Annotated in this window: 13 protein-coding genes; all 13 read right to left on the bottom strand. The window is 56.3% G+C overall.

Annotation, left to right across the window (positions count from 1 at the left end; genetic code table 11):
- Positions 1-94 precede the first annotated feature (94 nt).
- Positions 95-1,537 carry a mannose-1-phosphate guanylyltransferase/mannose-6-phosphate isomerase gene (locus ACX3YD_RS24920; protein ID WP_458961281.1) on the bottom strand — a complete coding sequence of 481 codons (1,443 nt, stop codon included), beginning with the start codon at positions 1,535-1,537 and terminating at the stop codon, positions 95-97.
- Positions 1,538-1,980: 443 nt separating this feature from the next.
- Positions 1,981-2,871: a glucose-1-phosphate thymidylyltransferase RfbA gene (rfbA, locus tag ACX3YD_RS24915; RefSeq protein WP_458961280.1), complete on the bottom strand. Its 891-nt coding sequence runs from the start codon at positions 2,869-2,871 to the stop codon at positions 1,981-1,983.
- Positions 2,868-3,761 (bottom strand): dTDP-4-dehydrorhamnose reductase, encoded by an 894-nt coding sequence (gene rfbD / locus ACX3YD_RS24910; protein WP_458961279.1) that lies wholly within the window; start codon positions 3,759-3,761, stop codon positions 2,868-2,870. The genes rfbA and rfbD overlap by 4 nt, the downstream gene beginning before the upstream one ends.
- Entirely contained in the window at positions 3,758-4,834 is a 1,077-nt protein-coding gene (gene rfbB / locus ACX3YD_RS24905) for a dTDP-glucose 4,6-dehydratase (protein WP_458961278.1), read from the bottom strand. Before rfbB ends, rfbD begins: the two co-directional genes overlap by 4 nt.
- Positions 4,835-5,044: 210 nt before the next feature.
- Positions 5,045-5,284, bottom strand: coding sequence for a LapA family protein (locus tag ACX3YD_RS24900; RefSeq protein ID WP_047527096.1), 240 nt, complete (start codon positions 5,282-5,284; stop codon positions 5,045-5,047).
- A gap of 27 nt (positions 5,285-5,311) precedes the next feature.
- Complete coding sequence (gene ihfB / locus ACX3YD_RS24895) at positions 5,312-5,608, bottom strand: integration host factor subunit beta (RefSeq protein ID WP_033055808.1); 297 nt, start codon at positions 5,606-5,608, stop codon at positions 5,312-5,314.
- Between the two features lie 150 nt (positions 5,609-5,758).
- Complete coding sequence (locus ACX3YD_RS24890) at positions 5,759-6,037, bottom strand: hypothetical protein (protein WP_458961277.1); 279 nt, start codon at positions 6,035-6,037, stop codon at positions 5,759-5,761.
- 205 nt (positions 6,038-6,242) lie between these two features.
- Complete coding sequence (rpsA, locus tag ACX3YD_RS24885) at positions 6,243-7,937, bottom strand: 30S ribosomal protein S1 (RefSeq protein ID WP_047527094.1); 1,695 nt, start codon at positions 7,935-7,937, stop codon at positions 6,243-6,245.
- 119 nt (positions 7,938-8,056) lie between these two features.
- A complete protein-coding gene (gene cmk / locus ACX3YD_RS24880; RefSeq protein WP_047527093.1) occupies positions 8,057-8,746 on the bottom strand; it encodes a (d)CMP kinase in 690 nt (229 codons plus the stop codon).
- The gene (locus tag ACX3YD_RS24875) at positions 8,743-10,950 is read right to left on the bottom strand and encodes a bifunctional prephenate dehydrogenase/3-phosphoshikimate 1-carboxyvinyltransferase (RefSeq protein WP_458962081.1); all 2,208 of its coding nucleotides are present in this window, start codon (positions 10,948-10,950) and stop codon (positions 8,743-8,745) included. The genes cmk and ACX3YD_RS24875 overlap by 4 nt, the downstream gene beginning before the upstream one ends.
- A 28-nt stretch (positions 10,951-10,978) precedes the next feature.
- Entirely contained in the window at positions 10,979-12,091 is a 1,113-nt protein-coding gene (gene hisC / locus ACX3YD_RS24870) for a histidinol-phosphate transaminase (RefSeq protein WP_103405719.1), read from the bottom strand.
- A gap of 12 nt (positions 12,092-12,103) precedes the next feature.
- A complete protein-coding gene (pheA, locus tag ACX3YD_RS24865) occupies positions 12,104-13,198 on the bottom strand; it encodes a prephenate dehydratase (protein WP_458961276.1) in 1,095 nt (364 codons plus the stop codon).
- Positions 13,198-14,283: a 3-phosphoserine/phosphohydroxythreonine transaminase gene (gene serC / locus ACX3YD_RS24860; RefSeq protein ID WP_103405720.1), complete on the bottom strand. Its 1,086-nt coding sequence runs from the start codon at positions 14,281-14,283 to the stop codon at positions 13,198-13,200. The genes pheA and serC overlap by 1 nt, the downstream gene beginning before the upstream one ends.
- Positions 14,284-14,321 lie beyond the last annotated feature (38 nt).

The raw sequence follows: 14,321 nt of genomic DNA, 5'->3' as shown, positions 1-14,321 counted from the left end.
CCTTAGGCGGCAACGGTAAGAATGGACCGCCAGAGCCTGATGCCACTGGCGCGCTGCCACCGCAAGACGCGGGGCTCGCATTGGGTTGACTGTCTTACTTGTCGACGCGACCGTAATTGTCTTCAAAACGCACGATGTCGTCTTCGCCCAGATAGTCACCGCTCTGTACTTCGATCAGCACCAGGTCGATAACACCCGGGTTCATCAAACGGTGCTGATGGCCGGCGCGAATAAAGGTGGACTCGTTGGTATTCAACATCAATTCTTGCTGATCGTTGACGACCACAGCCATACCGCTAACGACGATCCAGTGCTCGCTTCGATGGTGATGCATCTGCAACGAGAGAGATGCCTTTGGCTTCACTACGATGCGCTTGATCTTGAAGCGCTCACCATTTTCCAGCGTTGTGTAGGTACCCCAAGGGCGATGTACCGTGCGATGGAGCAAATGAACGGTGTGGCTGCTGGCCTTGAGCTGATTGACGATATGTTTTACATCTTGGGCATGGTCTTTGTGGGCAATCATCACCGCGTCCGGGGTGTCGATCACCAGCAAGTCCTCAACACCTACCAGAGCGGTGAGTCGACCTTCGCTGTTTACGTAGTTGTTGCGAGAGGCATGGGACAGCACCTCGCCTTCAAAGCGGTTACCGTTCTCGTCAGGCTCGGTCAGCTCACTGACGGCATTCCAGGAACCGATATCACTCCAGCCGATATCACAGGGAACGGTGGCGACTTTGGAAGAACGCTCCATCAACGCATAATCGATAGAAATGTCCGGGACTTCGGCGAATGCATCAGGGTCTAGCGCCAGGCAGCGATACTTGGCGGAAGTGGAAAGACGGGAGGTTTCAATCGTCTTGCTGACCGCTGCCACAACATCCGGCGCATGCTGACGAAGCTCTTCGAGAACCGTACCCACCCGAAAGCAGAACATACCGGAGTTCCAGTAATAGTTGCCTGCACTGACGTAATCCTGAGCAGTCTCAAGATTAGGCTTCTCGACGAAGCGCGCGACTTGCAACCCCCCCTTCAAAGGAGCGTCTTTTTGCGCTTCGATGTAACCAAATCCGGTTTCAGGGTACGTCGGCTGGATACCGAAGGTGACCAACCAGCCTTCGGCAGCAAGGGCCATGGCTTTGGCGACGGCAGTGGAAAATGCTTGTTCGTCTTGAATCAGATGGTCTGCAGCCAACACCAGCATCTGGGCGTCTGAGCCATGGGTGGCCTCCAACTGAAGTGCAGCCGCAGCCACCGCAGCAGCCGTATTACGACCGAATGGTTCGAGGATAAAACCTTGAGCATGCTTCGCCGTATTGACTGCGCCGTACTCGTCTTCAGTCTTGAACAGGAGTTCACGGTTAGTCACCGTAAGAATCTCCACAACGCCTTCCAGGCGTGCAGCACGCAGGAAGGTTTTCTGGATCAGATTCTGCCCATCTGGCAGCTCCATGAACGGCTTTGGATGGGCCTCTCGAGAAACGGGCCACAACCGGCTACCCACTCCGCCAGACAAAATTACGGGAATCAGTTCCATGCTCTAAATCCTTAATCCCCTTTCTGGTAAATGCTTCCAGAAAGTGGGCTCAGTTATATTTCCGGTTGTTCATGCATCGTCATCGATGCAAATTTTTTGCTCACGCAACAGCCCAAGCGAAGCTCGGCCTTGATCCAACCCCATTAATTTCGGGCCAGACAGCTCGGTGACTGATCTGCCACCAACTCGAATATTACAGCGTCCCCCCCATTTTTCGGAGGTGATATCGACATACGGAGGCCTACCAGAAAAGGTAATGAAAATCACAGGATCAGGGCATGCAATGCTGAGCTGAATCAGAAAATTCTGCCGGCCATTCTACAGCTAGCGCCGGGAATTAATAACTCATGCGGAAGACCGTAGACAAAAAATCGATTGAAACCAAAATAGTGTTTCAGTCAGAGGCCATCAAAATAACATCAAACAATAATATCGATCAAATATCAGCGACCAGACACGTCCAGAAGCTTCTTCAGGTACTGGCCATAGCCTGTCTTGCCAAGCCGTGCGGCTTGAGCCGACAACTCCGTTGCTGATATCCATCCACTGTTGTAAGCAATCTCTTCGAGACAAGCCACCTTCAGACCTTGGCGCTTCTCAATGGTATGCACGAAATGACTGGCCTCAAGAAGCGAGTCATGAGTGCCGGTGTCCAGCCAGGCAAAGCCGCGCCCAAGAATTTCAACATTCAAGGCATTTTGTTCAAGATAAACGCGATTGACATCAGTGATTTCCAACTCCCCGCGCTCTGACGGTTTGATACTTTTGGCGATCTCCACAACCTGATTGTCGTAAAAATACAAGCCGGTCACCACATAGTTGGATTTTGGTTTCTGCGGCTTTTCTTCAATGCTCAACGCCCTTCCGGCGGCATCGAACTCCACCACCCCGAAGCGCTCCGGGTCGGATACGTGATAGCCGAACACTGTCGCGCCCTGCTCTTTACTGGTAGCCGAGCGCAGATTTTCAGAAAAGCTTTGTCCGTAAAAAATGTTGTCGCCCAGGATCAGGCAGCAAGGATCACTACCGATGAACTCTTCACCAATGATGAAGGCTTGCGCCAAACCATCCGGGCTAGGTTGCTCGGCATAGGTAAGCTTGATGCCATACAAGCTTCCATCACCGAGCAGCTTGCGAAAATTCGGCAGGTCTTCGGGCGTGGAGATGATCAGGATTTCACGCATCCCCGCGAGCATGAGTACCGACAACGGATAAAAAATCATCGGTTTGTCGTAGATGGGAAGCATCTGTTTGGACACACCAAGGGTCAAAGGGTGCAGTCGTGTGCCGGAACCGCCAGCCAGGATTATGCCTTTGCGATTTGTCGTGGTCATTTATTCAGTACTTCCCTGAGCATTCGGGTTATGCCACTTTGCCAATCCGGCAAGTATAGAGAGAAATTGTCACGGAGCTTCTGTGTGTTCAAACGCGAGTTCAAAGGCCGGCGAGCAGGTGTCGGATAATCAGTCGTATCGATCGGATTAACCACCTTCACCGTCAGCAGCTCACCTTGGCTTCGAGCAAAGTTGATGACGTAGTCAGCATAGCCATGCCAAGAAACCTCGCCACTCGCAGCCAAGTGATAAATGCCCATCAACTCGGAATTCAGCCTGACTTTTTGAAGAGCCAGCGCGGTGACGTCAGCGATAAGCTCGGCACCGGTGGGCGCACCGATCTGATCCGCAATCACGTTCAGGGCTTCGTGCTCCCTGGCCAGTCTCAACATAGTTTTCGCGAAATTATTGCCACGAGTGGCATAAACCCAGCTAGTGCGGAAAATCAGATGTTTACAGCCCGACGCAATAATCGCCTGCTCTCCGGCTAACTTACTGGCGCCATAGCGATTCACCGGCGCGACCAAATCTGCTTCCCGCCATGGCGTAGCACCCTGACCACTAAAGACATAGTCGGTCGAGTAGTGAATCAGCCGAGCATCCAGGGATGCGGCCTCTTCCGCCATAACCCGACTTGCCTGACCATTGACAAGATCGGCCAGATCGAACTCTGCCTCAGCCTTATCGACAGCGGTATAGGCTGCAGCATTGACAATGACATCAGGTTTAACCTTACGGATCGTTGAGCGCAGAGCATCGATATCTGACAAGTCGCCACACAAGCCATCGACGGTTTGGCGATCCAATGCGATCAATTCGCCAAGCGGTGCAAGGGAGCGCTGTAGTTCCCAGCCCACTTGGCCGTTTTTTCCCAGCAGGAGGATTTTCATACCTGGTTCGAGCGGTCTGCGTAGTTCTGGTCTATCCACTGCTGATAGCTACCGTTCTTCACATGCGCCACCCATTCGGTATTTTCGAGGTACCACTCGACGGTCTTGCGAATACCGGATTCAAAGGTCTCCTCCGGCGCCCAACCCAGTTCGCGCTGGATTTTGCTTGCATCGATCGCATAGCGAAGATCATGGCCTGGACGATCCTGAACATAGGTAATCAGGCTGGCATGCGGTCGATAAGCCGAGCCTGGACGCAGTTCATCAAGCAGCGCACACAGCGTTTGCACCACCTCAATGTTCTGTTTTTCGTTATGGCCGCCGATGTTGTATGTCTCACCAACAACGCCTTCGGTTACGACTTTGTACAGTGCACGAGCGTGATCTTCGACATAGAGCCAATCGCGAACCTGATTACCTTTGCCATAGACCGGCAACGGCTTGCCTTCCAATGCATTGAGAATGATCAACGGGATCAGTTTCTCAGGGAAATGGCATGGGCCGTAGTTGTTAGAGCAGTTGGTAACCAGCGTTGGCAGACCGTAAGTACGAGCCCATGCTCGAACAAGATGATCGGAACTGGCTTTGCTTGCCGAGTACGGGGAGCTCGGCTGATAAGACGTTGTTTCGGTAAAAAGATCTTCCGGACCGTCAAGATCGCCATACACCTCATCGGTCGAAATATGGTGAAAACGGAATCTGGCCTTACGCGCATCATCCAGTGCCACCCAGTAGTGACGTGCAGCCTCCAACAAGGTATAGGTGCCGACGATGTTGGTTTGGATGAACTCAGACGGGCCAGAGATCGAGCGATCTACGTGGGACTCTGCTGCCAAGTGCATGATGGCATCAGGCTTATGCTCATTTAAGATGCGGTCGATATGGCTGCGGTCGCATATATCGACATGCTCGAAGACATAGCGAGGATTTTGGCTAACTTCGACCAATGATTCAAGGTTACCGGCATAAGTAAGCTTATCGACATTAACAACAGAGTCAGCTGTGCGGGAGATGATATGACGTATGACTGCCGAACCAATAAACCCTGCACCACCGGTAACTAGAATTTTCACTCTATATCATACCCTTGAGCTGCTGACAGGGCTGGAATTCGAGCGCTGCCTAATCCATGAATGCAAAAATCTGTCAGACCCGGTCCGATTTCGATATGGGAATTCGCCAGAATCGAATAACGGCCGCATTTTACAGCTTAATGAACGTTTTACTAATGGATATAGACAAGCAGTGGCGCAAATTCGACAGTTATCTCCTGCTCGTCGCAATCAGACAAGCCGCTTGCGCGAAGCCCTGAAAGATCGCCCCAGGAACCAGCTTAGCAGCGGGCCGACTACCATGCCGATCAATAGCGCGAGAACCATCATCAGAGAGACCGGCAACTCCGGCCCGGCCCAGCCTAGAAACAGCAGTGACACCGACTGCTGGTTTTCGAGTACGAAGGCCAGGATCGCCAGCACCAGCAACAGTATGAAGATACCAAGAAGCACTCTTTTTAAATTACGCATGAGCGACTCCTTGAGGAGCGACGACAGTCAAAGGACTTCCTCTTCATCCTCGTTTACACGATCACGCAATTCTTTTCCCGGCTTGAAATGCGGAACGAACTTGCCGTCGAGGCTGACGGACTGACCGGTTTTTGGATTGCGACCTACACGCGGCGCACGGTAGTGCAGGGAGAAGCTGCCAAAACCACGGATCTCGATACGATCCCCCGTGGCCAGACATTGGGACATTTGCTCAAGCATGGTCTTGATAGCCAGCTCCACATCTTTTGATGAGAGCAGCCCTTGATGGGTGACAATTCGTTCGATCAACTCCGACTTCGTCATATTTTTCCCTTCTTTTTCAAGCAGCTAGATCAGCGCTTCAAAGGTTTTAGCACGCCCGGATGATTTTGAACAGTCCGAGTTTTAACATCCCCTCACCCACTACAAATTCCCGATTTCAGGGCATTGCCACACTTACACGCCGTCGCACGCTCATCTGCAGATGACCAGCATGGTGCGAGTCAGATAACCCGCCGGATTGAAGCCAAAGGGAAACTCATCTTCTTCCTTGACATCATCGGACCTGGCCACAACCTTATAGCCTGCTGCCTTGCACTCCTTGGCCGCTCGCTTATGACACTTGTCCCACCCCGAGCCCAATCCCGAACAATCAATCTCAATACCACTGACCCCACGCACAGCGTGAATCTTGGCGTTAGTCGTACAACCCGCCAATGTCAGAATTGCTATTGCGACAATAAGCTTGTTCATTCACTTCCTTATGCCGGGCACTCTGCCCGACTGTCGTTCGACTCAGTCTAAAGACTAGCTGCAAATAAACGATTGATCCGATTAAAGAAAGAGACAGCTGTTGGCCACATTGGTTTCCCCCCGACCCACACCGCCATCACTCCTGGTAAATTCCAGGCACAAAAAAGGGCGACCGAAGTCGCCCTTTTTTACAGAAAGTCAGAACTTAGTTCTGTTTTTCCGCTTGTGCAGCACGCAGCAGGTCACCCAGAGTGGTGGCTACTGGAGCATCCGTAGCTACTGGCTTGTCGCGCAGGCTCTGGATAGCTTCTTTCTCGTCTTCAACGTCTTTCGACTTGATCGAGAGCTGGATTACGCGGCTCTTACGATCAACGCTGATGATCTTGGCTTCTACTTCTTCGCCTTCTTTCAGAACGTTGCGCGCGTCTTCAACGCGGTCACGGCTGATTTCGGAGGCTTTCAGAGTCGCTTCGATATCGTCGGCCAGAGTGATGATGGCGCCCTTGGCGTCAACTTCTTTCACGATGCCCTTAACGATTGCGCCTTTGTCGTTCTCTTGAACGTACTCGGAGAACGGATCGCTTTCCAGCTGCTTGATACCCAGGGAGATGCGCTCGCGCTCTGGATCAACCGACAGGATAACGGTGTCCAGCTCGTCGCCTTTCTTGAAGCGGCGTACGGCTTCTTCGCCCACTTCGTTCCAGGAGATGTCGGACAGGTGAACCAGGCCGTCGATGCCGCCGTCCAGACCAATGAAGATACCGAAATCGGTGATCGACTTGATGGTGCCGGAGATTTTATCGCCCTTGTTGAACTGGCCAGAGAAATCTTCCCATGGGTTAGATTTGCACTGCTTGATGCCCAGGGAGATACGACGACGCTCTTCGTCGATGTCCAGAACCATAACTTCCACTTCGTCGCCGACTTGTACGACTTTCGAAGGGTGGATGTTCTTGTTGGTCCAGTCCATTTCGGAAACGTGTACCAGACCTTCAACGCCCTCTTCCAGCTCAGCGAAGCAGCCGTAGTCGGTCAGGTTGGTTACACGAGCGGTGACGCGAGTGCTTTCTGGGTAACGGGCTTTGATAGCAACCCATGGATCTTCGCCCAGTTGCTTGAGGCCCAGGGAAACACGATTGCGCTCGCGATCGTATTTCAGAACCTTGACATCAATCTCGTCGCCAACGTTGACGATTTCGGAAGGATGCTTGATACGTTTCCAAGCCATGTCGGTAATGTGCAGCAGGCCATCGACGCCACCCAGATCGACGAATGCGCCGTAGTCGGTGAGGTTCTTGACGATACCTTTGACTTGCTGGCCTTCCTGCAGGGATTCCAGCAGAGCTTCACGCTCGGCGGAGTTCTCGGCTTCGAGGACGCTGCGACGGGAAACGACAACGTTGTTGCGCTTCTGGTCCAGCTTGATGACCTTGAATTCCAGCTCTTTGCCTTCCAGGTGCGTGGTGTCGCGCACTGGACGGACGTCAACCAGAGAACCTGGCAGGAACGCACGGATGCCGTTAACGTCGACTGTGAAGCCGCCTTTAACCTTACCGTTGATAACGCCCTTGACCACTTCTTCGGCTGCGAAGGCTGCTTCCAGAACAATCCAGCATTCAGCGCGCTTGGCTTTTTCACGGGACAGCTTGGTTTCACCAAAGCCGTCTTCAACCGAGTCCAGAGCAACGTGAACTTCGTCACCGACGTTGATGTTCAGTTCGCCAGCGTCGTTGTAGAACTGCTCAAGCGGGATGAGTGCTTCAGACTTCAGGCCAGCGTGAACGGTTACCCAGCGAGCTTGGTAATCGATATCAACGATAACACCGGTGATGATGGAGCCTGCCTGAAGGTTCAGGGTTTTTAGGCTTTCTTCAAAGAGTTCCGCAAAGCTTTCGCTCATTTTAATTCCTGTTGATGAGGGCGAAGAATACGCCCATCTCCACACCCCAGACGATGTGGGTTAGTTTCATTTAAAAGAAGCGCCGCAGGACTATGACTGGTCCCCCGCGGCCTTCTTGGTCACCCGGCGATATCGCGAATGGCGATTTCGCTCATGATGCGTTCCAGCACCTGATCGATGGACAATTCCGTGGAATCCAGCTGAATGGCGTCAGCCGCCGGCTTGAGCGGGGCTACCGCTCGCTGGGTGTCACGCTCATCGCGTGCACGTATCTCATCTAGCAGACTCGACAGACTAACACCATCGACTTTGCCCTTCAACTGCAAGTATCGACGGCGCGCACGCTCCTCGGCACTGGCGGTCAGGAAAATCTTCAGCGGTGCATCCGGAAATACCACCGTACCCATGTCTCGACCGTCGGCCACCAGACCCGGCGCTTCCAGGAATGCGCGCTGGCGCTGCAACAATGCTTCGCGAACCGCGGGCAATGCAGCCACCTGGGAGGCACCGGAACCGACGCTCTCCGTACGGATCACATCGCTGACTTCGTCACCTTCCAGAATGATGCGCTGCAACTGACCGTCGGTCGCCGCAATGAATTGCACATCCAGATGAGCGGCGAGTTTTTTCAGCAATTCTTCATTAGTCAGGTCGACGCCGTGGTTATGCGCAGCGAAGGCCAGCAAACGGTACAACGCACCGGAATCCAGCAGATTCCAGCCAAGGCGTTTGGCCAGTATCCCAGCGACGGTGCCTTTTCCGGAGCCGCTAGGCCCATCAATGGTGATGACCGGTGCAATGCTGTTCACGACTGGGCCTCTTGGGCAACGCGGATGCCGACCTGTGCACACAGCGCGAGGAAGTTGGGGAACGACGTCGCGACGTTGGCGCAATCATGGATGCGGATGGGCGCACTGGCACGCAGCGAGGCAACACTGAAGGCCATGGCAATCCGGTGATCGCCGTGACCGTGCACTTCGCCGCCGCCGATCTGGCCGCCATCGATGATGATGCCGTCCGGGGTCGGTTCGCATTTGACGCCCAGCGCCAGCAAGCCATCGGCCATGACCTGAATGCGGTCCGACTCCTTCACCCGCAACTCTTCGGCGCCACGCAGCACAGTGCGCCCTTCGGCACAGGCAGCAGCCACGAACAACACCGGGAATTCGTCGATCGCCAATGGAACCAGCGCTTCCGGAATCTCGATACCTTTGAGTTTAGCTGCACGTACGCGCAGGTCAGCTACTGGCTCGCCGCCCACTTCACGCTGGTTTTCCAGGGTGATGTCGGCGCCCATCAAACGCAGGATGTCGATCACGCCGGTACGGGTCGGATTGATGCCGACATGCTCGAGCACCAGCTCGGAACCTTCGGCGATCGAAGCCGCCACCAGGAAAAACGCCGACGACGAGATATCACCGGGTACTTCGATGTGGGTGGCGGTCAGCTTGTTGCCCGACTCAACCGAAGCAGTCGCGCCATTGACGGTCACCGGATAGCCGAAACCACGCAGCATGCGCTCGGTGTGGTCACGGGTCGGAGCAGGCTCGGTAACGGTGGTCTTGCCTTCTGCGTACAGACCCGCCAGCAGCAGACAGGACTTCACCTGAGCACTGGCCATCGGCATGGTGTAAGTCAGGCCTTTAAGTTTGTGACCACCACGAATGATCATCGGTGGGCGACCTTCAGCGGCGGTCTCGATCACGGCGCCCATTTCACGCAGCGGATTGGCCACGCGATTCATCGGACGCTTGGACAGCGAGGCGTCGCCGGTCAGGGTGCTGTCGAAATCTTGCGCAGCCAGCAGGCCGGACAGCAGGCGCATCGAAGTACCGGAGTTACCCAGATAGATCGGACCAGGCGCCGGCTTCAGACCATGCAGGCCGACGCCGTGAATGGTCACGCGGCCGTGGTGCGGCCCCTCGATCACGACACCCATGTCACGGAAAGCCTGAAGGGTCGCCAGGGCGTCTTCGCCCTCGAGGAAACCTTCCACTTCGGTCACGCCTTCGGCCAGGGAGCCCAGCATGATCGAACGGTGGGAAATCGATTTGTCACCTGGTACGCGAATCCGACCGGACAGGCGGCCACCAGGTTGAGCCAGGAAAATCAGATCGTTGGAATTCATAGCGTCCACATAGGCCCGACGGGCCAGGATTTTACTGAAATGCTCGCGGGCAACCCGGGCGCGAGTGAATACGCCCAACAATTGGTGCCCATCCCCTGCATCGACCGCGTCGCGCAAGGCGTCGAGGTCGCTGCGAAATGTATCGAGTGTGCGCAGGACAGCTTCCCGGTTGGCGAGGAAGATGTCGTGCCACATGACCGGGTCGCTCCCGGCGATTCTTGTGAAATCGCGGAAACCGCCCGCAGCGTAGCGGAAGATCTCAAGATTTTCATTGCGCTTGGCCAACGAGTCGACCAAACCGAATGCCAGCAAATGCGGCAGATGACTGGTCGCCGCCAACACTTCGTCGTGGCGCTCGACCTGCATGTGCTCGACATCGGCACCCAATTCCCGCCACAAACGGTCGACCACCGCCAACGCTGCCGGATCGGTCTGATCCAGCGGCGTCAGAATCACCTTGTGGCGTCGAAACAGCTCGGCATTGGAGGCTTCCACCCCGCTCTGCTCGGAACCGGCTATCGGATGCCCCGGAACGAAACGCGCCGGCATACCGCCAAATGCTTCGGTCGCAGCTCGCACCACATTGCCCTTAGCGCTGCCGACGTCGGTCAGGATCGCCGACCCCAGCCTCATCTCAGCCAGTCGGGCGAGCAGTTTTTCCATGGCGAGGATCGGCACCGCCAACTGAATAACGTCCGCGCCTTGGCAGGCCAGTGCCAGGTCATCTTCGCAACGATCCACCACACCCAACTCAACCGCCAGCTTGCGCGATTGCGGGTCGAGATCGACGCCGACCACTTCTCGGCACAGGCCGCTTTCACGCAAGCCCTTGGCAAACGAACCGCCGATCAACCCCAGGCCGACCACCACCAGGCGCCCGATCACAGGTTCAGCAGATGGCCGTGCAGTGACATCAACCACGAGCCAGAACCTTGGCCAGCGCCTCGAGGAAGCGGCTGTTTTCAGCCGGTAGACCGATGGTGACGCGCAAGTGATTCGGCATGCCGTAGTTAGCCACCGGACGCACGATCACACCTTCACGCAGCAACCCCTGGAAAACCGGGGCCGCCACTCGACCGAGATCGACGCAAATGAAATTGCCCTTGGAGGGAATCCAGCTCAGCCCCAGATCGCGGAAGCCCACTTCCAGCTGCTGCATGCCCGTCTCATTGAGTCGACGACTTTCGGCCAGGTATTCGGTGTCTTGCAGGGCGGCGCAAGCGGCAGCCAGAGCCAGGCTGTTGACGTTGAACGGCTGGCGCACACGGTTCAGCACATCGGCGACCACCGCGGTGGACAAGCCATAACCTACGCGCAGCGCCGCCAGGCCATAGGCCTTGGAAAAAGTCCGCGAAACCAGCAGGTTCGGGTAAGCCGCCAGGAAATCCAGGCCGTCCGGCAGATCGCTGCCTTCGGCGTACTCGATGTAGGCCTCGTCCAGCACGACCAGCACGTGTTCCGGCACGTCCTGCAGGAATTCGTCCAGCGCTTCGGTGTCGAACCAGGTTCCGGTCGGGTTGTTCGGGTTGGCGATGAACACCACGCGGGTGTTGGCGTCGATCGCTGCCAACATGGCCGGCAGATCATGCCCCCAGTCTTTGGCCGGAATCACTTTGGCCTGGGCGCCGACAGCCTGGGTCACGATCGGATAGACCGCAAACGCGTGCTCGCTGAACACCGCATTCAGGCCCGGCGCCAGGTAAGCGCGCGCGACCAGCTCCAGAATGTCATTGGAGCCGTTGCCCAGGGTCACTTGACTCAGCTCGACGCGGCACTGCTCGGCCAGCAGGGTCTTGAGCGCGAAACCGTTGCCGTCCGGGTAGCGGGTCAGCTCCGCGAGCGCATCGCGGATGGCTGCCAGCGCCTTGGGGCTGGCGCCCAGCGGGTTTTCGTTGCTTGCCAGTTTGACGATGCTGGCCGGATCGAGGTCCAGCTCGCGCGCCAGTTCGTCCACGGGCTTGCCCGGAACGTAAGGCGAAAGTTGTTGCACGCCCGGCTGCGCCAGAGCTAGGAAATCACCACTCATTTGCTACCGCCCTTAGAGAACTGCTTTCGGGTAGGAACCCAGCACTTTGAGTGCCACTGCTTCCTGACTGATCTTTTCCAGCACACCTTTGATCAGCGGATCACGGTGGTGGCCGACGAAGTCGATGAAGAACACATAGGTCCATTTGCCACTGCGCGACGGACGGGTCTCGATTCGCGTCAGGTCGATGCCACTGTCGTGGAATGGCACCAGCAACTCGTGAAGTGCGCCAGGCTTGTTGCTCATGGAGACGATAATCGAGGTCTTGTCGTCGCCAGTCGGCGGCACTTCCTGGTTGCCGATCATGAGGAACCGCGTGGAGTTATCCGGACGGTCTTCGATTTTCTCGGCCAGTCGGGTCAGCCCATACAGGCCGGCCGCCATGTCACCGGCAATCGCCGCCGAGTTCCACTCGCCCTTGACCCGCTTGGCCGCCTCGGCGTTGCTGGACACCGCCACGCGCTCGACATTCGGGTAATGGGCGTCCAGCCACTTGCGGCACTGGGCCAGGGACTGAGCGTGGGAGTAGATGCGACTGATGCTGTCGGTCTTGGTGTTCTCACCAACCAACAGGTGATGGTGGATGCGCAGCTCGACTTCGCCGCAGATCACCATGTCGTGTTCAAGGAAGCTGTCCAGCGTGTGGTTGACCGCGCCTTCGGTGGAGTTCTCCACCGGGACCACGCCAAAGTTCACCGCACCGGCCGCCACTTCCCGGAACACTTCATCGATCGCCGCCATCGGCTTGCTGATCACGGCATGGCCGAAGTGCTTCATGGCGGCCGCCTGGGTGAAGGTACCTTCAGGGCCGAGATAGGCCACTTTCAGCGGCTGCTCGAGGGCCAGGCACGAAGACATGATTTCGCGGAACAACCGCGCCATCTCTTCGTTACCCAGCGGCCCCTGGTTACGCTCCATGACACGCTTGAGCACCTGAGCTTCGCGCTCAGGACGATAGAACACCGGCACTTCGCCTTCGGCCAGCGAGGCCATCTTTACTCGCGCGACTTCCTGGGCGCAGCGCGCACGCTCACTGATCAACTCCAGGACCTTTTCGTCCAGGGCATCAATGCGCAGGCGCAGTGCCTTGAGTTCTTGCTCAGACATTAGCCGTGTTCCTTCTCGAACTCTGCCATGTACGAAACCAGCGCATTGATCGCGTTGATGTCGACGGCGTTATAGATGGAGGCGCGCATGCCGCCCACGGAGCGGTGCCCCTTGAGGTTCAACAGACCACGCTCGTCGGCGCCAGCCAGGAACGGCTTGTCGAGACGGTCGTCCGCCAGGCGGAAAGGCACGTTCATCCAGGAACGGTCCGACTTGTTGATCGGGTTGCTGTACAGGCCGCTGGCATCGATGAACTCGTACAGCGTGCGCTGCTTCACTTCGTTGAGCTTGCCGATGGCTTCGACACCGCCCTGCTCTTTCAGCCACTCGAACACCAGGCCGGACAGGTACCAGGCCAGGGTTGGCGGGGTGTTGTACATCGAACCGTTATCAGCCGCGACCTTGTAGTCGAGCATGGTTGGGCACAGGGAACGGGCGCGACCCAGCAGGTCTTCGCGAACGATGTTCACCACGATGCCGCTCGGGCCGATGTTTTTCTGGGCACCGGCGTAGATCATGCCGAAGCGCGAGACGTCGATCGGACGGGAAAGAATGTCCGAGGACATGTCGGCCACCAGCGGAACATCACCGGTTTCCGGAACCCACTGGAACTCCAGACCGCCAATGGTTTCGTTCGGCGCGTAGTGAACGTAGGCCGCGTCTTTCGACAGCTTCCACTCGTTCTGCCCGGGAATGGCGAAATAGTCGTAAGGCTTGGCGGTAGCGGCAACATTGACGTGGCCGTAGCGCGAAGCTTCTTCGATGGCTTTCTGCGACCAGATACCGGTATCGATATAGTCGGCAGAGCCGCTTTCCGGCAACAGGTTCAGAGGAATCTGAGCAAATTGCTGGCTGGCGCCACCTTGCAGAAACAGCACTTTATAGTTCGAGGGGATATCCAGCAGATCACGCAGATCCTGCTCGGCTTTGGTGGCAATGGACACGAACTCATCACTGCGATGACTCATCTCCATGACCGACAGGCCCTTGCCGTGCCAATCGAGAAGTTCACCCTGGGCGCGCTGCAGGACAGCTTCGGGAAGCGCCGCAGGACCGGCACAGAAGTTATAGGCTCTCTTGCTCACATCCAATCTCGCTCTGATTTGGTGGTATCACGCAATAA

It is taken from the genome of Pseudomonas fluorescens group sp. PF-1, from assembly GCF_054481335.1.
This window is presented reverse-complemented; position numbering and strand designations above follow the sequence as displayed.

What these genes read in the sequence shown, in the direction of transcription:
- ACX3YD_RS24920 (WP_458961281.1), bottom strand. Translation starts at nt 1,537, where the DNA reads ATGGAACTGATTCCCGTAATTTTGTCTGGCGGAGTGGGTAGCCGGTTG.
- rfbA (WP_458961280.1), bottom strand. Translation starts at nt 2,871, where the DNA reads ATGACCACGACAAATCGCAAAGGCATAATCCTGGCTGGCGGTTCCGGC.
- rfbD (WP_458961279.1), bottom strand. Translation starts at nt 3,761, where the DNA reads ATGAAAATCCTCCTGCTGGGAAAAAACGGCCAAGTGGGCTGGGAACTA.
- ACX3YD_RS24900 (WP_047527096.1), bottom strand. Translation starts at nt 5,284, where the DNA reads ATGCGTAATTTAAAAAGAGTGCTTCTTGGTATCTTCATACTGTTGCTG.
- ihfB (WP_033055808.1), bottom strand. Translation starts at nt 5,608, where the DNA reads ATGACGAAGTCGGAGTTGATCGAACGAATTGTCACCCATCAAGGGCTG.
- ACX3YD_RS24890 (WP_458961277.1), bottom strand. Translation starts at nt 6,037, where the DNA reads ATGAACAAGCTTATTGTCGCAATAGCAATTCTGACATTGGCGGGTTGT.
- rpsA (WP_047527094.1), bottom strand. Translation starts at nt 7,937, where the DNA reads ATGAGCGAAAGCTTTGCGGAACTCTTTGAAGAAAGCCTAAAAACCCTG.
- hisC (WP_103405719.1), bottom strand. Translation starts at nt 12,091, where the DNA reads ATGAGTGGTGATTTCCTAGCTCTGGCGCAGCCGGGCGTGCAACAACTT.
- pheA (WP_458961276.1), bottom strand. Translation starts at nt 13,198, where the DNA reads ATGTCTGAGCAAGAACTCAAGGCACTGCGCCTGCGCATTGATGCCCTG.